Origin of the sequence: Aquitalea aquatilis, from assembly GCF_005155025.1 — a bacterium.
Classification (GTDB): Bacteria; Pseudomonadota; Gammaproteobacteria; order Burkholderiales; family Chromobacteriaceae; genus Aquitalea; species Aquitalea aquatilis.
Genome location: NZ_CP039731.1, coordinates 2,255,021 through 2,272,670, shown reverse-complemented (window position 1 = coordinate 2,272,670; position 17,650 = coordinate 2,255,021). Strand labels below are relative to the sequence as shown.

Below are 17,650 nucleotides of genomic sequence, written 5' to 3'. Positions count from 1 at the left end.
GCCTGTTGCATTCTGCAGAGTAAAAACAGGCAGCCTGCGCTGCCCGGGAAGTCCCACTGTGGATGAGGGAATGAAGTTCTGACGATGCCTAGCCCAGTGTCGGCATGGCAAATTCTGCGCTCTGCACCTGCCCTGCCGGCCAGCGGCTGGTAATGGCCTTCATGCGGGTGTAAAAACGCACCCCTTCCGGGCCGTGCATGTGATGGTCGCCAAACAGCGAGGCTTTCCAGCCGCCAAAGCTGTGGAAGGCCATTGGCACCGGAATCGGCACATTGATGCCCACCATCCCCACCTGGATGCGGTGGGCAAACTCGCGGGCAGCACCGCCATTGCGGGTAAAGATGGCCGTGCCATTACCGTAGGCATGCTGGTTGATCAGCCGTACTGCCGCGTCCAGAGTGTCTACCCGCACCACGGCCAACACCGGGCCGAAGATTTCTTCCTGATAGATGGCCATCTCCGGCGTAACGTGATCGAACAGCGTGCCGCCAATAAAGAAGCCTTCCTCGCAACCAGGCACCACCAGCCCACGGCCATCCACCACCAGTTGGGCACCTTCGGCTACGCCCTGGGCGATATAGCCTGTCACCTTGTCCAGATGCTGGCGCGTCACCAGCGGGCCCATTTCGGCCTTGGGGTCGGTACCGACATTGATGCGTAGCTGGCGGGTACGCTCGGCCAGCCGCGACACCAGCGTGTCCGCCACATCGCCCACGGCCACGGCCACGGAGATGGCCATGCAGCGCTCGCCAGCCGAACCATAGGCCGCGCCCATCAGCGCTTCGATAGTCATGTCCAGATCGGCGTCCGGCAGCACCACCATATGATTCTTGGCCCCGCCCAGCGCCTGTACCCGCTTGCCGTGCGCAGCACCGGTTTCGTAGATGTAACGGGCAATCGGTGTGGAGCCGACAAAGCTGACTGCCGCCACATCCGGATGGGTAAGCAGGCCATCCACCGCCAGCTTGTCGCCTTGCAGCACATTGAACACGCCATCCGGCAAGCCGGCTTCTTTCAGCCATTCAGCGATCAGCAGGCTGGCCGATGGGTCACGCTCGGAGGGCTTGAGAATAAAGCTATTGCCGCAGGCCAGCGCCACCGGGAACATCCACATCGGCACCATGGCCGGAAAGTTGAAAGGCGTGATGCCGGCCACCACGCCCAGCGGCTGGCGCATGGTCCAGGCATCCACACCGCTGGCCACCTGCTCGGTGTATTCGCCCTTGAGCAACTGCGGAATGCCGCAGGCAAACTCCACCACTTCCAGCCCGCGCTGCACTTCGCCCTGGGCGTCGGACTCCACCTTGCCATGCTCGCTGGAAATCACCGCAGCCAGTTCGCGCTGGCGTTCTTCCAGAATGCTCTTGAAGCGGAACAGGATGCGCGAGCGCTTGAGCGGCGACAGTGCCGCCCAGGCCGGAAAGGCCGCATGGGCGGCTGCCACCGCGGCGGCCACATCTTGTGGTTCGGCCAGGGCCACTTCGGCCTGCGGGCGTCCCAATGCCGGGTTGAACACCGCGGCATGGCGTTGTGCCGAGCCAGCCGTACGCTGGCCATTGATGAAATGCGGAATCTGTAACATGAAATCTCCTTGCGGCGGGCAAGCCGGTGGCCTGCCTGTCTTCGGCATCAAAACGGAATCGGTGGGGATCGGAGCGGCCCGTCCCTACAGGGCGGGTCTGTCGGCTTCAGTCGGGTAGCTGCAGCAGCCACTCGTGCTGCGGGTCGTTGCGAAAACTCCATTGGCGCTTGGGCCCGGCCATTACATTCAGGTAATAGGACTGGTAGCCGTAAGGAACGCATACCGGGTGATAGCCACGTGGCACCATCATCACGTCGTGGTTCTCCACCGCATGCGATTCGTCCAGACTGCGGTCATCGGTATACACACGCTGAAAGGCGAAACCCTGCGGCGGGTCGATGCGGTGATAGTAGGTTTCTTCCAGCGCGCTTTCCGCCGGCAGATTGTCCAGATCGTGCTTGTGCGGCGGGTAGCTGGAGGAGTGGCCGGACGGGGTAATCACTTCCACCACCAGCAGGCCATCTGCAGGCTCGGTTTGCGGCAGGATGTCGGTGACATAGCGGGTATTGGCCCCCTTGCCGCGCACACTGCGCTGCATGCTGGCAGGATCAATCAGCCGTACCTCGCGCCCTGCCTGGCCCGGAGCCGAGCACAGTGCCACTTCGGCCGGAGTCAGCGCAGCCATGGTCAGCGCCGTACCGGCCGGCACATAGACCGCCCACGGCGCTTGGTCATCGAACACGCTGCTGCGCTCGCCCAGACTATCCCAGGCCTGATCACCTGCGCGCACTGCCAGCTTGCCGCTCAGGATCACCAGACAGCATTCGCGCCCGGCGTCCAGCCAGTTTTCCTGCTCGCCCACATCCAGCCGCAGTGCGCGAAAGCCAACGTGCTGCCAGCCCGCACGGTGCGGGGTGATATCGGCAATCTCGCGTCCCTTGCCTGCCTTTACCAGCAAACTCATGCCACATTCCTTTCCTGCTGATTGATGGCAGCCACCAGGCCGGACAGGGTGCGATAGCCCTTGTCGGCGTATTCGTAGCTGGGGGCCACCACCGGGTCTTGCTCGGCCTCGACCACCAGCCAGCCGGCATAGTCGTGATCGGCCAGGGTTTGCAGGATTGCCGCAAAATCGATGCAGCCATCGCCCGGCACGGTAAAGGCACCGTTGATCACCGCCTGCAGAAAGCTCCAGTTGCCGTTCCAGGCCTGCGCCACCACTTGCGGGCGCACGTCCTTGCAATGCACATGCACCACGCGGGCAATATGTTTTTTCAGCACGGCGAGGGCATCGCCACCGGCGAAGGTGATATGGCCGCTATCGAACAGCAGACCGACCTCCGGCCCAGTCACCGCCATCAACTGGTCGATGTCCTGTGCCGTTTCCACATAAGCACCCATGTGGTGGTGGTAGGCCAGAGTGATGCCACGGGATTGCAGGTGGCGGGCAAATTCATTCAGGCGCGCGCCATAGGCCAGCCATTGCTGCTGGCTGTTGAAACGCGGGCGCTTGTACAGCGGCTGTGGCTGGCCCTGAATGGCGCTGGCCACTTCGCCGTACACCATCACCTTGCAGCCGTTGTGCACCAGTAATTGCAGATGCGGCTCGACCCGACGGATTTCGTCTTCTACCGTGCCCTCGGCCAGCAAGCCGGAGTGCCAACCGGAAATGCAGGCCACACCATAGGGCCGTAGCACGGCGGCCAGCGCGGCCGGGTCGCGCGGAAACTTGTTGCCCAGCTCGAAACCCTGATAGCCGATGCGGGAGCCTTCAGCAAGGATGGTCTCCAGCGTCACTTCTCCACCCAGCGAAGGCAGGTCGTCATTGCACCAGGAAATGGGGTTGATGCCGATTCTTACCTTGAATGGCTTGCTCATTATTGTGCTCCTCCGGTGATGCTTAGCGCGGCTGGCGACGGCTGTGCCAGATGTCGATCAGGGTTTCAAAATTGGCACGGGCGGCGCTGATCAGCCCGGCATCGTCCAGTTCGCCGGCCAGCCAGCGTTGTGATGGTTCATGGAACAGGGTGCGCCCCACCATGAAACCACGGCAGCTGGTGCTGACGGCGGCGTCGGCGAAGCCCTGACGCAGCACATCCAGCGAGGCATGCAGACCCAGCAGCACCACGCCACGGCAGTAAGGGTCGCGCTCGGCCAGCAGAGCATCCACTGCCTGCCATTGCATGGCCGACATGGATTCCAGCTTCCACCACTCCGGATAAATGCCCAGATTGTAGAAACGCTTGAGTGCGCGCAGCACGGTATCCGGCTGTTGCGGCAGCTTTTTCGATGGAATCACTTCCAGCAGCAGTTCGTGTCCGCTCAGCTGTGCCGCCTCGTAAATGGCACGCACCTGGGCTTCCTGTTCCAGCCGGTTTTCCAGCGTGTCATCCGGGTGGTACTGCACCAGACATTTGATGATGTGTTCCTGCGGCCAGCTTTCCAGCCGGGCCGTAGCGGTGCGGCCACGGTCGAATTCCAGCGGATTGGAACCGGGCAGCTCCACCGGACGGCCCAGCCACCAGCCGCGGCCAGTGGCGGCGTACATGGCGTCCTCGCCGTAGCGGTCATCCACCAGAATGCCGATATGGCCTTGCAGTTGCAGCGCGGTCTCGGTTTCGGCGACTGCCTGTACCAGCAAGCTCTTGAGAGTGGAAATCCGTGCTTCATCTACCCCGCTCTGCTGTGCCAGCTCGAAAAACTGCTTGCGATGGTCAAAGGCGAATACACACAGGTCGTCCCATTGCTTGCGCTTGATGCTGACCCGATGCAGGCGACTGAGGGTGGCATCCTCACCTGGGCGTAGCGGTGTTTGCTCCAGGCCAAGGAAGTAATCCAGCTCGGCCGGGGTGGGCATGGCTGGCGAGCAACCATGACGGGACACCACCAGCGCACCGCAGGCATTGGCGCGCGTGCAGCACCAGTCATAGTCACGGCCATTGAGCCAGCCAGACAGAAAGCCCGACAAAAAGGCATCGCCGGCCCCCAGCACATTCATCACCTCCACCTGTGCGCCCTTGACCGAGAAAGCATCCTCAATGCGCTCAGGAATGGCCGCCGGAATGACCGCGCAACCCAGCGGACCACGCTTCACCACCAAGGTAGCTTGCGGTGCGAGCTGGCGCACGGTGGCCAGGCTGGTCAGCAAGTCAGCCGAACCGCCAGCAATATTGATTTCTTCTTCGGTACCCACAATCAGGTCGAACAGCGGCAGCACCGATTGCAAATGTGCAGTCACCCCGTCGCTGGCGATATAGCGCTCCTCGCCATTGCCCCGGCCAGTGATACCCCACAGCACCGGGCGGTAATCGATGTCCAGCACGGTGCGTACATCATGCTGGCGCGCCAGGGCCAATGCCTTGCGGCTGGCGGCGTTGACCTTGGCGGTGGAAAAATGAGTGCCGGTAATCAGCAGCGCCTTGCTGGAAGCGATAAAGCTTTCATCGATATCTGCTTCTTCCAGCGCCATGTCGGCGCAGTTCTCGCGGTAGAACAGCAGGGGGAAGGTATCGCGGTCCTTAATGCCCAAGAGCACCAGCGCGGTGAGCCGTTCCGGGTCGACTTTCACCTGACTGACATCGCAGCCTTCGTCAGACAGGGTTTGCAGCAGGTAGCGGCCCATGTGCTCATCGCCCACACGGGACAGCATGGCGGACTTCAGGCCCAGCCTGGCGGTACCGAAAGCGATATTGGCAGAGGAGCCGCCCAGATAGCGGGCAAAGCTGGCGGCATCCTCCAGCCTGGCTCCCAGCTGGCGGGCATACAGATCGATGGCCAGCCGACCCAGGCAAATCAGGTCCAGCGGTCGGTCGGCAGCAAAATGGGTGGTGTTTTGCATGGTGTGCATTCTATGTCTGGTTGAGTGACTGTCCGCCGCTGCAAGCTGCCCCCACCCGCCCGGGGAAGCAATCCGTCAGCCATATCGGTTGCAACCAGCATAAAACGCGGCCACGGCAAATGCAACATTTTTTTCGTATTTAATTTCTAATAGAAATTTATTTCCGAAATAATTTTTTCTAACTTGGCCGATTCCCTCTAAAATAGGACGGTCCAGACAGCAGAAACTTCACAACATGAGCAAGGAAATGAGCGCGGACCAGCTGATGCAGCGGATTGCCGAGGAGTACGAAGGCCTGAGCAAGCAGCTGAAAGTGATTGCCAAATATATCGAGGAACACCGCCAGACACTGATCCTGGAGCGGATAACCGATATCGCCCATGCCTGCGAAGTGCAGCCATCGGCCATTGTGCGTTTTGCCCAGCGCTTTGGCTTCAGCGGCTTTTCCGACATGCAGACGGTGTTCCGCGATGCCTTTGCCCCCGCAGCCAGCAACGTCAACAACTACCAGAAGCGCATCCGCAGCGTGATTGCCACCCAGGACACGCCGCTGAGCAACACCCAGGTAACGCAGAACTTCATTGCCGCCTGCCAGCAAGGCCTGGACGAGCTGGGCCAGACCCTGGACCCGGTCGCCATCGACAAGGCGGTTGATTTGCTGGTGAAGGCAGACAATATCTATGTAGTAGCGGTGCGGCGCATGTTTCCGATTGCCAGCTATATCAGCTACGCCTTGCAACACACAGCCAAGCGCGTGCACCTGGTATCCGGGCTGGGCGGCATGTACCACGACCAGATCCGCAGCATCCGCGAAAACGACTTGCTGATTGCCATCAGCTTTCAGCCCTATGGCAAGGAAACCCGCTACTGCGCGCGCGTGGCCGCACAAAGCAAGGCCAGGCAGCTGGTGATTACCGACAGTCAGCTCAGCCCGCTGTCGCGCCATGCCGATGCGGTGCTGACGGTAAAAGAAGGTAGTGCCTTCGCCTTCCGTTCGCTCACCAGCACCATCAGTCTGTGCCAGGCCTTGTTCATTGCCCTGTCTTACCGGCTGGAACTGGTGATTGAAGAGACCCGCGACGCCGGGGCTTACGACGACTGATCAGCAAGGACGACATGATCAGGCCGGCGCCGGTCAGTTGGCTGGCGCTCATGCCGCTGCCAAACCACCACCAGGCCAGCACGGCGGTCCATACCGGCTCCAGCAGCAGGATGAAGGCCGAACGCTGCATCGGCACCCTGGCCTGCGCCCAACCCTGCAAAAAGAAACGGCCACAAGTGGCCAGCAAGATGCTGACCAGCAGCCAGCCCCACACTGCCGGGCTCAGGCTGGCAGGCCACGGCTCCACCAGCGCACTGCCGGCGAAACCAGCCGCCCCGGCCAGCAACAGCTGCAAGGCAGTCAGTGACAAGGCCGGTGCCCGCGCACCCGCACGCCCGTTCAGATTGAGAAACACCGACATCGCCAGAGCCGAAGCCAGAAACAGGCTGTCCGCCACATCCAGCTGCCAACCGCCATGCAAGGCCATGGCAGCCACTCCCAGCACCGCCAGCGGCATGGCCCACAAGGTCTGCGCCAGCAGCACCGTGCCAAACATCAGCCGCGCCAGCACCGGGGCCAGCACCACGCCCAGGCTGCCGATGAAGGCGCCCACCCCCAGGTTATGGCTCAGTTGCAAGGCCAGCATCCACAACACCATGGCCAGCGCCAGCATGGCCGCACTCCACCAGCTAGTGGCATGCAGCCGCCACGGCAATGGCTGAGCGCGCAGGCGTGCCAGCACAGCCAGCACCGCACCGGCAGAGGCGAAACGCACGCCCAGAAACAACAGCGGCGGCATGCCGCGCAGCACTTCCTTGGAACACAGCCAGCCAAAGCCGGCAATCAGGGTAACCAGTATCAGGCTGGCTTCGGCCAGCCTGGGGCGCAGAGCACGATTCAAAACAACAACACCTTCCCGCCATTAATGAAAAAACGGGAAGGCTCGCCTTCCCGATCAACACCCTGCAGAGAAATTGCGACAGGGTGTCACGCCGGCAGCAGTTTAACCGGTGTCACACCCTGCGTCGTGTCAGTTGACTGTTAGCTGCGGCGGTTGCGCTGACGGTACTGGTCCGCCACCACGGCCACCACGATGATGATGCCTTTGACGATTTCCTGGTAATAGGCATCGATGCGCAGGAAGGTGAAACCAGAGGTCATGGTGCCCAGGATCAGCGTGCCAATGACGGTGCCGGTAATCTTGCCCAGACCGCCATTGAGCGAGGTGCCACCGATGACCGCAGCGGCAATCGCATCCAGCTCGTACATCATGCCCATGCCGGCCTGACCGGATACCGCCCGTGCCGAGGTCACCACCCCGGCTAGGCCGGACAGCAGGCCGGCCACGGTGTACACCAGAATCAGATGGCGATTGACATTGATGCCGGCCACGCGGGCGGCCGCACGGTTGGCACCGATGGCATAAGTGTATTTGCCGTAGCGGGTGTAGCTGAGAATGATGTGGAACACCAGCGCCGTCACCAGAAAGATGATGACCGGATTGATGCCGGCACCAATGGCTGCGTAGTTGTCCGACAGCATGCTGATGGGTTCGCCCTGGGTATACCACTTGGCCATGCCGCGTGCCGTAACCATGACCCCCAGGGTCGCGATGAAGGGTGGAATGGCCGTCTTGGCAATTACCGTACCGTTGATCAGCCCGCATACCAGCCCCACCAGCAGGCCGGCAGCCAGCGGTGCAATCACCGGCAGGTCGGTCAGCGTGGGGAAGACTGCACGGGCAAAATCCGAGGTCTGCGCCAGACTGGCCGACACCATGGCGGTGAGCGCGACTACCGAGCCCGAGGACAAATCGATACCGCCCATGATGATGATCTGGGTGACCCCCACGGCGATGATGCCGATGACCGATACCTGCAGAATCATCACGATGAGCCTTTCCTTGTTGGCGATAAAGCTCTGGCCAACAAATATCCAGCCCAACAGTTCAAAAATCAGGGCCACGCCCAGCAGCACCATGAAGATGCGTGCTTCGGCCGGCAGTTTGAACCGGAATGCACCGGGCTTGGGAGATTTGCCCAGTGCTTGCGTATTGCTGATTGCCATCTTGTCTTCTCCTGCTGTTATTGTGCTTGCCTGCCGTGGCCAACTGAGGTCAGCCGGCAGCCAGTGTCATGATGCTGACCTGGGTGGCATCGGCGCGGTCGACGATGCCGGTGACCCGGCCTTCATGCATCACCATGATGCGGTCACTCATGCCCAGTACCTCGGGCAGCTCCGACGAAATCATGATCACGGCCACGCCCTGCCCTGCCAGTTTGCAGATCAGCTTGTGGATTTCCGCCTTGGCCCCGACGTCGATGCCGCGGGTGGGCTCGTCCAGAATGAGTATTTTCGGATTGGTCAGCAGCCAGCGGCCAATCAGCACCTTTTGCTGATTGCCGCCGGACAGGTTTTCAATCCGCTCCTGCAGATTGGGTGTCTTAACCCGCAAGGTGCCGGACATGGCCTCGCACATGGCATCCAGAGCCTGCTGCCGCACAAAGCCGGCTTGCAGATTGTCACCACCCAGTACCGAAATCTGCATGTTTTCCTGAATGCTCAAGCTGAGGAAACAGCCGGTGTCCTTGCGGTCTTCGGTGAGAAAGGCCATGCCGTGCTGCATGGCGGTGCGCGGTGAATCGATCGTCACCGCCTGGCCCAACACCTTAATCTCGCCCTTGCTGGCCGGGCTGACGCCAAACAGGGTTTCCGCCACATTGCTGCGGCCGGAGCCGATCAAGCCGGCCACCCCGAGAATCTCGCCCTGACGCAGCGAAAAAGACACATCGTGGAATACGCCATCCAGTGTGAGATGGCTCACTTCCAGTGCCACATCGCCAATCGGCACGATGGTTTTGGGGAACATCTCGGTAATTTCACGCCCCACCATCATGCGGATCACTTCATCGTGGCTCAGTTGCTCCACCTGCTTGCAGCCGATGAAATGGCCATCGCGGAATACCGACACCTCATCGGCAATCTCGAACAGCTCGTTCATCTTGTGGGTGATATAGATGATGCCCTTGCCCTGCTCGCGCAGCATGCGCACGATGCGGAACAGATGCGCCACTTCGTGCTCGGTCAGCGCCGAGGTGGGCTCGTCCATGATTAGCACATCGGAGTTGTACGATACGGCGCGGGCGATCTCCACCATCTGGCGGCTGGAAATGCTCAGGCTGGCGACCTTGGCTTCCGGGTCCAGCTCGATGGACAGCTGGGCAAACAGCTCCCGCGTCATCTGATACATGCGCGCATGGTCGATCAGGCCGAAACGGTTCAGCGGCTCGCGGCGGATCCAGATGTTTTCGGCAATGCTCATGAAGGGCATCAGGTTCAGTTCCTGATGGATCATGGCGATGCCGTTTTCCAGTGCATCCAGCGGCGATGTCAGGGCGATCTCGCGGCCGTGCAGGCGATAAACACCCTGGTCCGGGATATACACCCCGGCCAGAATCTTCATCAGGGTGGATTTGCCAGCACCGTTCTCGCCCATCAGGGCATGCACCGTACCGGCGCGCAGGCGAAAGGACACATCATCCAGTGCCACCACGCCGGGGAAGGCCTTGCGTACACCTTCCACTTCGATCAGCAGCTGCTGGGCAGCCACCGGCGGGTGGGATGGGGCGGTAGTCAGTGGTTTTTCTGGGGCCAGGCTCAACATGGCTTGCTCCTCCTCGTGCCGGGCGGCATCGTCCAGCAGATGCCGCCCGCTGCGGCAATTAGTTGCGCGACTGATAGTTCTTCAGATTGGCCGGGGTCACCAGCTCAAACGGCACCCAAATCATCGACGGCAGCTTCTCGCCACGGGAAAGCTTGAGGGCGGTATCGACTGCGCCCTTGCCCTGACCTGCGGCATTCTGGAACACAGTGACTTTCAGCTCGCCGTTTTTCATGGCGGTAAGCGCATCCTGGGTGGCATCCACGCCAGCCACGATGGTCTTGTCCAGACGTTTGGCGGACTTGAGCGCCTGGATGGCACCCAGTGCCATTTCGTCGTTATTGGACACCACGGCATCAAACTGCACACCGGCACTCAGCCAGTTCATCATCAGGTCGCGGCCATCAGTGCGCGACCATTTGGCAGTCTGCTTTTCCACAATCTTGATGCCATTACACGGTGCCTTGGCGATGACCTCTTCCACGTCCTTGGTGCGCTGGCGCGCAGCCTGGTTGGACAGATCACCCATCATCACCACGATATTGCCCTTGCCCTTGAGCAAGCGGCATACCTCTTTCATTTGCACGGTGCCGGACTCGGCTTCATTGGAGCCGACAAAGGCTACCTTGGATGGCAAGGTCTTGTCGGCCGGCATGCGGTTTACGTACACCAGCGGGATGCCTGCGCTCTGGGCCAGCTTGGTGATTTTCGGGGTGGCGTCGGTATCCACCACATTGACGATGATGCCGTCGACTTTCTGCGCAATGAAATTCTGTACCTGGCTGAGCTGGCGGCCCACATCGTTTTGCGCATCTTCAAACTGGATGTCCACGCCTTTCTGGCTGCCGGCGTAGGTCTTCATATTGTTGCGCAGCACGGTCAGGAAATTGTCGTCGAAGGCGGACATGGTCACGCCCAGTTTGGCAGCAGAGGCCGGCATGGCCAGCATGGTGAGGGAAAAGAACACTGCGGAACCAGCAAGCTTGGTGATGCGTTTCATTGATGCGTCTCCTGTCCTTATTAGTGGTTCGATCCCGAGATGCGCCGTTTTCCATGTTGCAGTGCAATGCAAGGCGCATATCGTCTGGTCGTGCAGCTAAGATAAGTGAGCACACGCATTATTGCAAATAAAATTTCACAAATAAAAATTAGTAGAAATATTTTTCCATTTTTGCTTTTGACAGATACCACACATCTTCCTGCCATCACCTAGCACCCTGCGCAAAAAAATCATCTATCCAATTGTTTTTTAAAATTATTTACTGAAAAAATATTGAAAAAGAAAATGAAAAAGCCATGCCGCGATGGCATGGCTACTGTCTTTCAGACCTGTGGCTTTCTCAACAGGCTAGCGCAGTACTGCTCGGTCAAGCAGCCTAGCCCCGCGGCGCCAGCAAGCCGCCTCACTGGCGCTGACGCTGGCGGGCCTCTTCATAGGCAGCACGAGCGTCACGCACCTGCTCGCGTTCCGATACTTCCGGGATACCCACTTCCCACCAGCTGCCACCTTCCGGCGTGCATTGCGGGCCATCAATGCGCAGCTGGATCAGATAGCTGCGGCTGGCGGCACGGGCGCGCAGCATGGCGGCCTGCAGTTGCGCCACCGTACTGACCGTTTCCGCCTCCGCCCCCAGCGAACGGGCATTCCGGGCAAAGTCGATCTGCGGGATGCCATGTTCGCCGTGCAGGCAATCGGCCAGCATATTGTTGAATGGCACACCGCCGCAGGCCTGTTGCAAGCGGTTGATGCAGGCATAGCCGGCATTGTCCAACAACACCACGATGAGTTTGTAGCCGAGCATCACCGAGGTGGCCAGCTCGTTGTTCAACATCAGATAGCTGCCATCACCCACCATCACGATGACTTCCCGCTCCGGCCTGGCCATCTTCACCCCCAGGCCGCCGGCTACCTCGTAGCCCATGCAGGAGAAGCCATATTCCATGTGATAGCCACCCGGCGTACTGGTGCGCCACAACTTGTGCAATTCGGCAGGCAAGGTGCCCGCCGCGCACACCACGATGTCGCGTTCGGCCGAATCCACCGCCGATGCCTGTACCGCGCCGATGGCTTCGGCATAGGTCGGCAAGCTGGCACGCGGGCTGTGCACGATCTCCGCCACCTGACGCCGCCAGCCATGGCACAGCCGCTGGCTGTGTGCCGTCCAGTCAGCGTCTGCCTGCCAGCCTTGTAGTGCACTGCTCAGCCCCGCCAGACCCACCGCAGCATCACATTGCAGGCTGTGACCACCCCATTTGATGGCATCAAAGCCATTCACATTGATGGACAGCAAAGTGGCCTGGGCATACAGCGTGTGCGAGCCGGTGGTGAAGTCCTGCAAGCGGCTACCCACGGCCAGCACCACGTCAGCCTGTTCGGCCAGTTCATTGGCCGCAGGCGAGCCGGTTACGCCAATGGAACCCGCCAGCAGCGGATGATCCCAGGCCAGCGCACCCTTGCCTGCCTGGCTTTCGCCCACCGGAATGCCATGGCTTTCCACAAAATTTTTCAGTGCATCCACACCGCCAGCGCTATACAGCACCCCGCCACCACAGACGATGAGCGGACGCTTGGCCTGACGCAGCAAGGCAGCCAGCCGGGCCAGCTCGGTCGGCTCCGGCGGCGGCTGGCGGAAATGGATATCCCGCTCGGCAAAGAAGGACTCCGGCCAGTCGCAGGCCTGGGCCTGTACATCCTGCGGCAGCGCCAGCGTCACCGGGCCGCACTGCGCCGGATCGGTCAGGGTGGCGATGGCACGTGGCAAGGCGGTGAGCAGTTGCGATGGCACCACGATGCGATCGAAATAGCGCGATACCGGGCGCAGGCAGTCCACCGCCGACACGCCGCCATCCTGAAAATCTTCTACTTGTTGCAGCACCGGGTCCGGTGCGCGCGAGATGAACACATCACCTGGCAACAGCAGCATGGGCAGGCGGTTGACATGGGCCACGGCAGCGGCAGTCACCAGATTGGTACAACCAGGGCCAATGGAGGTACTGACCGCCATCATGCGGCGGCGGAAATGCGCCTTGGCATAAGCGGTGGCGGCCAGCGCCATGCCCTGTTCGTTGTGCGCGCGCAAGGTGGGCAGCACATCCTGCGCAGCCTGCAGCGCCTCGCCCAGACCAGCCACATTGCCATGGCCGAAAATGGCCCACACTCCACCAAACAGCCGCTCCCGGCGGCCATCCGGCAGGGTGACAAACTGCGCGGCCAGATAGCGCACCAGCGCCTGGGCCACGGTGAGACGTACGGTTTTCACATCCATTCTCCAGGGGGAGACAGCCTGCGCCCGGCTGGGCGGAGCCGCTGGCAGGCCATCAACGGTAAGGGGCTTGTCTGCCACTACGATATAAGATTTCAACCAAATTGCAAAATATTTTTCATTTTATTTTATTTTGGAAATTGATTTCCTTGAATGCGAAACCAAGGCGTTGCGGCCAGGCAGATTCAGCCGGTCAGATAAGGCTGGGCTGACATGTTTTCTGCCAGATACAACCGGAATTCCGCCGGACCAGCCCTGGCAGCGGCGGGCGCTTGCTCCGCCACACTCAGCACATGCTGCAAGGCCTTGATGGCCTGGCCGTCCGGGTCCTGATCAATCACCACGTCCAGCAGGCCCTGTTGCAGATACAGACGGTGGTCGTCCGACAATTCGTGCGTCACCCAACACACCTTGTCGTGGATGGCATAGCGGTGCAGCGCAGCTTCGATGCCCGGGGAGCCGGCTCCACTGTTGTAAATGCCGGCAATCGGCTGCCCCTGCTTGAAGGCAAGGCTGACCGCAGCATGGCAACGGTCGGCATCGTCATGGGTGGCGGTGGCCACCTGATCGCACTGCAAATGGGGAAAGTCCTGCGCCAGCACCTCGGCACAGCCGCTGGCGCGCTCCAGATGGCCACGATAATCCGGCCGGCTGGACAGCAATAGCACCCGCCCCGGCTGGCGGCACAACCGCCCCAGCAACAGGCCGGCAGTACGCCCGGCAGCGTGGTTGTCGATGCCGACATAGCGCGCCTGTGGCAGGCCGGCCACATTACTCACCACCAGGGCCACCTGCTCGCCACGCTGGATGGCTGCTTGCAAGGCCAGCTGCACTGCAGGGGTATCCGGTGCCGCCACAATCAGCCCCTGCCGAAGGTAGGGCCGTGGTCGCAGCGCGCGCAGCAGGCCTGCCTCGTCTTTTTCGCCCAGCGTTTGCTGATGCACCACCACCCGCTGGTCCAGCATGGGCAGTGCCTGCAGCAAGGCCTGGCGCAGGCGCTGGAAAAATGGCGAGCGGTTGTCCGGCAACAGGATGTCGATATGAATCAGCCCGTGACGGGTGTCCGGTAACAGCCGTGGCACTGCCAGTTCGCGTGCAGCGGCCACTACCCTGTCCCGCGCCTGGGCAGATACGCTGCCGCGCTCGTTCAATACCCGGTCCACCGTGGCCACGCTCACCCCGGCGGCGGCGGCAATTTCGATAAAGCGGGCGGTTTTCTTGCGACGAGCGGGTGCCGTCATGGGGAGCCTTCCTGTGCTGCTAGCTGGGCAATCGGCCCACATTGACGATTTATCGTCAAAACAGCAACTGAAAAGCTGTTCTCCCTCCCCTAGAGTCAGTCCCACCACACCAGCCTGCCCCCCTTCCGCCACAAGGCATCAAGCGCTTGGCATGGTGTGCACCGCAACATTATCCGGCCATACGACAAGAACAGGAGGACGACATGAAAATTGCTCTGGACCCTTACATGCACCGGCAGCTGAGCCTGCCAGAGCTGTGCCGCAAGACGGCAGAGCTGGGTTACCGCCATATCGAGTTATCGCCACGTGCCGACCTGCTGCAATGGTGGGCCATGCCGCGTGCCAATGGCGTACGGCTGGCCCCATGCGCGAGCATGGCGTGAGCCTGGCCACCTTGCAGCCGATGTACCGCTGGTCCAGCCCGTTCGAAGATGAACGCCAGGCGGCAATGAAATACTGGAAGCGGGCCATCGAAATTGCGGTGGAGCTGGAGTGCGACACCCTGATTTCCGAATTTGGTCGTGGCGCAGCGCCAGAACGGTCACTGGGCATGGGAGCAGGCATCAACACCCCGGAGCAATGCGAGGCGGCATTTTGGCGTTCGATGGACGAACTTCTACCGATTTTCGAGCGTGAAGGCCTGCAGCTATCGATAGAGCCGCATCCGGAAGACTGGATCGAAACCTTTCAGCCGGCACTGGACATCGTGCAGCTAATCGGCTCGCCTCAGGTCAAGCTGTCCTATATCGCGCCACATACCTTCTATTACGGCGACGACATGGCCGCCATGCTGCGTGCCGCTGCGCCAGTACTAACCCATGTGCGGGTGGCCGACACCTTCAATCACCGGGCGTCATCCGGTCTGCGCTACATCGTCAATCCGCCGGGGGCCAATGTGCGCGTACATCAGCATCTGGATATCGGCCAGGGCGAAATCGACTGGGATGTGTTCTTCGCCACCCTGGCCGAGATCGGCTTTGACGGCGTGCTGTCTTCCTGCGTGTTTGCCTGGGAAGAACGCGCCGATGAATCGTCGCGCTTCATGCTGAGCGAAATGCAGCGCTACCTGAACCAGCACTACCGCCACTGGCAACCGAAGTAAGCCCCCTCACCCGCCGAAAGCCCATCATGAACAACAGCATCCGTTTTGCCATCAACCGCATCAGCGCGCCACGCCTGTCGTTTCCCGACTATCTGGCCATGTGCCGCCGACTGGGCGTTGCCGATATTGAAATCCGCAACGACCTGAATGGCGTGGAAATCAGCAATGGCACCCCGGCCGCCCAGTTGCGTGCTGCCGCCTCCGAAGCAGGCATCACCATCCGCAGCATCAATGCACTCTACCCGTTTGACGTATTCGATGCCCAGCTGCAACAGCGTGCTGTGCAATTGGCTGCCTATGCCAGCGACTGTGGCGCCCAGGCACTGGTGATGTGTCCGCTCAACAGCCGCGACGATGCCCGCAACCCCAGCCAGCGCCAGCAGGATCTGATCCATGCGCTCAAGCAGCTCAAGCCGATTCTGGACGACCACGGCATGACCGGTCTGGTCGAGCCGCTGGGTTTCGAGGAATGCGCATTGCGCCGCAAATCCGAGGCCGTTACCGCCATTTACGCCGCCGCCGGCGAGCGCCATTTCCGCTTGGTGCACGACACCTTCCACCACCATCTGGCCGGCGAAGACATTTTCTTTCCGGAACTGACCGGGCTGGTTCATATCTCCGGCGTGGAATCCACCACCCTGGCAAGTCATGAAATGCGCGACGGCCACCGCGTGCTGGTGGGCAGTGCCGACCGGCTGGGCAATATCTCCCAACTCAAGGAACTGCTGGTCCGTGGCTATCAGGGTGTGGTGTCGTTCGAGCCGTTTGCCAGCGACATCATGCAAGCCCCCGACAGCAAAACCCTGCTGCAGAGCAGCATGGACTACATCCGCCAGCAACTTGCCAGCTAAGCCCGCAGGCACCCCTGCACATCACATAACAAGCAAAACCAAGGAGACAGACATGACATTAGCCATCGGCGTCATCGGCACCGGAGCCATCGGCCAGGACCACATCCGCCGCCTCAGCCAGACCCTGTCCGGGGCGCGCGTGGTTGCCGTCCACGACATCAACCCCGAGCAAGCCCAGGCCACGGTGCAGCAATACTGGCTGGCCGCCACCGTGCACGACAGCGCCCAGGCGCTGATCCGCGACCCGGCAGTGGAAGCCGTGCTGGTGACCTCCTGGGGCCCCAGCCATGAAGAATTCGTGCTGGCCGCCATTGCCGCCGGCAAGCCGGTGTTCTGCGAAAAGCCGCTGGCAGTTACTGCAGAAGGTTGCATGCGCATCGTCGAGGCTGAGCGTGCCCACGGCAAACGGCTGGTGCAAGTGGGCTTCATGCGCCCATACGACGCCGGATACCGTGCGCTCAAACAGGTGCTGAAGGAAGGCCGTATCGGTGCGCCGCTGATGCTGCACTGCGCCCATCGCAATCCCTCGGTCGGCGAAGGCTACACCACGCCGATGGCGATTACTGACACGCTGATTCACGAGCTGGACGTATTGCGCTGGTTGCTGGATGAAGACTATGTCTCGGCCCAGGTGGTGTTCCCGCGCAAGAGCAGCCACGCCCGGCCACAGTTGGCCGACCCGCAGATCGTGCTGCTGGAAACCCGCAGCGGGGTGCGCATTGACGTGGAAATCTTCGTCAACTGCCAGTACGGCTATGACATCCAGTGCCAGATCGTGGGCGAAACCGGCATTGCCAGCCTGCCGGAACCCAGCAGCGTGCCGCTGCGCAGCGCGGCCAGCTACTCCACTGCCATTCTCACCGACTGGAAGCAACGCTTCATCGCTGCCTACGACGTAGAGCTGCAAGCCTTCATCGACGGCGTGCTGGCCGGCCAGCTCACCGGCCCCTCCGCCTGGGATGGCTATGCCGCCGCCGTGGCCGCGGATGCCTGCGTACTGGCGCAGCAAAACGGCAGCGTGGTGAACATCAGCATGCCACCGCGCCCGGACTTTTACTGACCCGGCAGTTTCTTCTGCAGCACACTTCCTCGGACTTGCCACGGTGGCCATCGACTACTGTGGCTTTTTT

General features: G+C 61.2%; 15 protein-coding genes. 5 read left to right on the top strand and 10 right to left on the bottom strand.

The annotated features are described in order from the left end of the window. Positions 1-88: 88 nt before the first annotated feature. The 4 genes from FAZ30_RS10675 to FAZ30_RS10660 form a co-directional block, all read right to left on the bottom strand. Positions 89-1,582, bottom strand: coding sequence for a CoA-acylating methylmalonate-semialdehyde dehydrogenase (locus tag FAZ30_RS10675; protein WP_137009391.1), 1,494 nt, complete (start codon positions 1,580-1,582; stop codon positions 89-91). 106 nt (positions 1,583-1,688) lie between these two features. Next, positions 1,689-2,486, bottom strand: a complete 798-nt coding sequence (gene iolB, locus FAZ30_RS10670; RefSeq protein WP_124642620.1) for a 5-deoxy-glucuronate isomerase — start codon at positions 2,484-2,486, stop codon at positions 1,689-1,691. Then, complete coding sequence (iolE, locus tag FAZ30_RS10665) at positions 2,483-3,400, bottom strand: myo-inosose-2 dehydratase (RefSeq protein WP_124642622.1); 918 nt, start codon at positions 3,398-3,400, stop codon at positions 2,483-2,485. The genes iolB and iolE overlap by 4 nt, the downstream gene beginning before the upstream one ends. 22 nt (positions 3,401-3,422) lie before the next feature. Continuing rightward, entirely contained in the window at positions 3,423-5,360 is a 1,938-nt protein-coding gene (locus FAZ30_RS10660; RefSeq protein ID WP_137009390.1) for a bifunctional 5-dehydro-2-deoxygluconokinase/5-dehydro-2-deoxyphosphogluconate aldolase, read from the bottom strand. Between the two features lie 235 nt (positions 5,361-5,595). Between FAZ30_RS10660 and FAZ30_RS10655 the strand changes: the two genes are divergently transcribed. Beyond that, positions 5,596-6,462 (top strand): MurR/RpiR family transcriptional regulator, encoded by an 867-nt coding sequence (locus tag FAZ30_RS10655; protein ID WP_124642627.1) that lies wholly within the window; start codon positions 5,596-5,598, stop codon positions 6,460-6,462. Here FAZ30_RS10655 and FAZ30_RS10650 read toward each other — a convergent pair. From FAZ30_RS10650 to FAZ30_RS10625, 6 genes are all read right to left on the bottom strand, one after another. Next, on the bottom strand, positions 6,392-7,303 hold the full coding sequence (locus tag FAZ30_RS10650; RefSeq protein ID WP_137009389.1) for a DMT family transporter: 912 nt from the start codon (positions 7,301-7,303) through the stop codon (positions 6,392-6,394). The genes FAZ30_RS10655 and FAZ30_RS10650 overlap by 71 nt on opposite strands. Before the next feature lie 140 nt (positions 7,304-7,443). After that, positions 7,444-8,469 carry an ABC transporter permease gene (locus tag FAZ30_RS10645; protein ID WP_103525526.1) on the bottom strand — a complete coding sequence of 342 codons (1,026 nt, stop codon included), beginning with the start codon at positions 8,467-8,469 and terminating at the stop codon, positions 7,444-7,446. Between the two features lie 49 nt (positions 8,470-8,518). Further along, entirely contained in the window at positions 8,519-10,066 is a 1,548-nt protein-coding gene (locus tag FAZ30_RS10640) for a sugar ABC transporter ATP-binding protein (RefSeq protein WP_137009388.1), read from the bottom strand. 58 nt (positions 10,067-10,124) lie between these two features. Then, positions 10,125-11,063: a sugar ABC transporter substrate-binding protein gene (locus FAZ30_RS10635; RefSeq protein ID WP_137009387.1), complete on the bottom strand. Its 939-nt coding sequence runs from the start codon at positions 11,061-11,063 to the stop codon at positions 10,125-10,127. Positions 11,064-11,466: 403 nt separating this feature from the next. Beyond that, complete coding sequence (iolD, locus tag FAZ30_RS10630; RefSeq protein ID WP_246043347.1) at positions 11,467-13,323, bottom strand: 3D-(3,5/4)-trihydroxycyclohexane-1,2-dione acylhydrolase (decyclizing); 1,857 nt, start codon at positions 13,321-13,323, stop codon at positions 11,467-11,469. A 188-nt stretch (positions 13,324-13,511) separates the two neighbouring features. Continuing rightward, on the bottom strand, positions 13,512-14,567 hold the full coding sequence (locus tag FAZ30_RS10625; protein ID WP_137009386.1) for a LacI family DNA-binding transcriptional regulator: 1,056 nt from the start codon (positions 14,565-14,567) through the stop codon (positions 13,512-13,514). Positions 14,568-14,770: 203 nt separating this feature from the next. Between FAZ30_RS10625 and FAZ30_RS20575 the strand changes: the two genes are divergently transcribed. The 4 genes from FAZ30_RS20575 to iolG are packed head-to-tail and all read left to right on the top strand — an operon-like array spanning position 14,771 to position 17,580. Next, positions 14,771-14,950, top strand: a complete 180-nt coding sequence (locus tag FAZ30_RS20575; RefSeq protein WP_205676587.1) for a hypothetical protein — start codon at positions 14,771-14,773, stop codon at positions 14,948-14,950. After that, positions 14,932-15,669, top strand: coding sequence for a sugar phosphate isomerase/epimerase family protein (locus FAZ30_RS10620; RefSeq protein ID WP_205676586.1), 738 nt, complete (start codon positions 14,932-14,934; stop codon positions 15,667-15,669). The genes FAZ30_RS20575 and FAZ30_RS10620 overlap by 19 nt, the downstream gene beginning before the upstream one ends. 26 nt (positions 15,670-15,695) lie before the next feature. Then, positions 15,696-16,520: a TIM barrel protein gene (locus tag FAZ30_RS10615; protein WP_137009385.1), complete on the top strand. Its 825-nt coding sequence runs from the start codon at positions 15,696-15,698 to the stop codon at positions 16,518-16,520. Positions 16,521-16,572: 52 nt separating this feature from the next. Then, the gene (iolG, locus tag FAZ30_RS10610) at positions 16,573-17,580 is read left to right on the top strand and encodes a bifunctional inositol 2-dehydrogenase/D-chiro-inositol 1-dehydrogenase (RefSeq protein WP_124642641.1); all 1,008 of its coding nucleotides are present in this window, start codon (positions 16,573-16,575) and stop codon (positions 17,578-17,580) included. The last annotated feature ends 70 nt before the right edge of the window (positions 17,581-17,650 follow it).

Coding starts and splice junctions, on each gene's coding strand:
- FAZ30_RS10660 (WP_137009390.1), bottom strand. CDS start 5,360: ATGCAAAACACCACCCATTTTGCTGCCGACCGACCGCTGGACCTGATT.
- FAZ30_RS10615 (WP_137009385.1), top strand. CDS start 15,696: ATGAACAACAGCATCCGTTTTGCCATCAACCGCATCAGCGCGCCACGC.
- FAZ30_RS10645 (WP_103525526.1), bottom strand. CDS start 8,469: ATGGCAATCAGCAATACGCAAGCACTGGGCAAATCTCCCAAGCCCGGT.
- iolG (WP_124642641.1), top strand. CDS start 16,573: ATGACATTAGCCATCGGCGTCATCGGCACCGGAGCCATCGGCCAGGAC.
- FAZ30_RS10640 (WP_137009388.1), bottom strand. CDS start 10,066: ATGTTGAGCCTGGCCCCAGAAAAACCACTGACTACCGCCCCATCCCAC.
- FAZ30_RS10655 (WP_124642627.1), top strand. CDS start 5,596: ATGAGCAAGGAAATGAGCGCGGACCAGCTGATGCAGCGGATTGCCGAG.
- FAZ30_RS10625 (WP_137009386.1), bottom strand. CDS start 14,567: ATGACGGCACCCGCTCGTCGCAAGAAAACCGCCCGCTTTATCGAAATT.
- FAZ30_RS20575 (WP_205676587.1), top strand. CDS start 14,771: ATGAAAATTGCTCTGGACCCTTACATGCACCGGCAGCTGAGCCTGCCA.
- iolB (WP_124642620.1), bottom strand. CDS start 2,486: ATGAGTTTGCTGGTAAAGGCAGGCAAGGGACGCGAGATTGCCGATATC.
- FAZ30_RS10675 (WP_137009391.1), bottom strand. CDS start 1,582: ATGTTACAGATTCCGCATTTCATCAATGGCCAGCGTACGGCTGGCTCG.
- FAZ30_RS10620 (WP_205676586.1), top strand. CDS start 14,932: ATGCGCGAGCATGGCGTGAGCCTGGCCACCTTGCAGCCGATGTACCGC.
- FAZ30_RS10635 (WP_137009387.1), bottom strand. CDS start 11,063: ATGAAACGCATCACCAAGCTTGCTGGTTCCGCAGTGTTCTTTTCCCTC.
- iolE (WP_124642622.1), bottom strand. CDS start 3,400: ATGAGCAAGCCATTCAAGGTAAGAATCGGCATCAACCCCATTTCCTGG.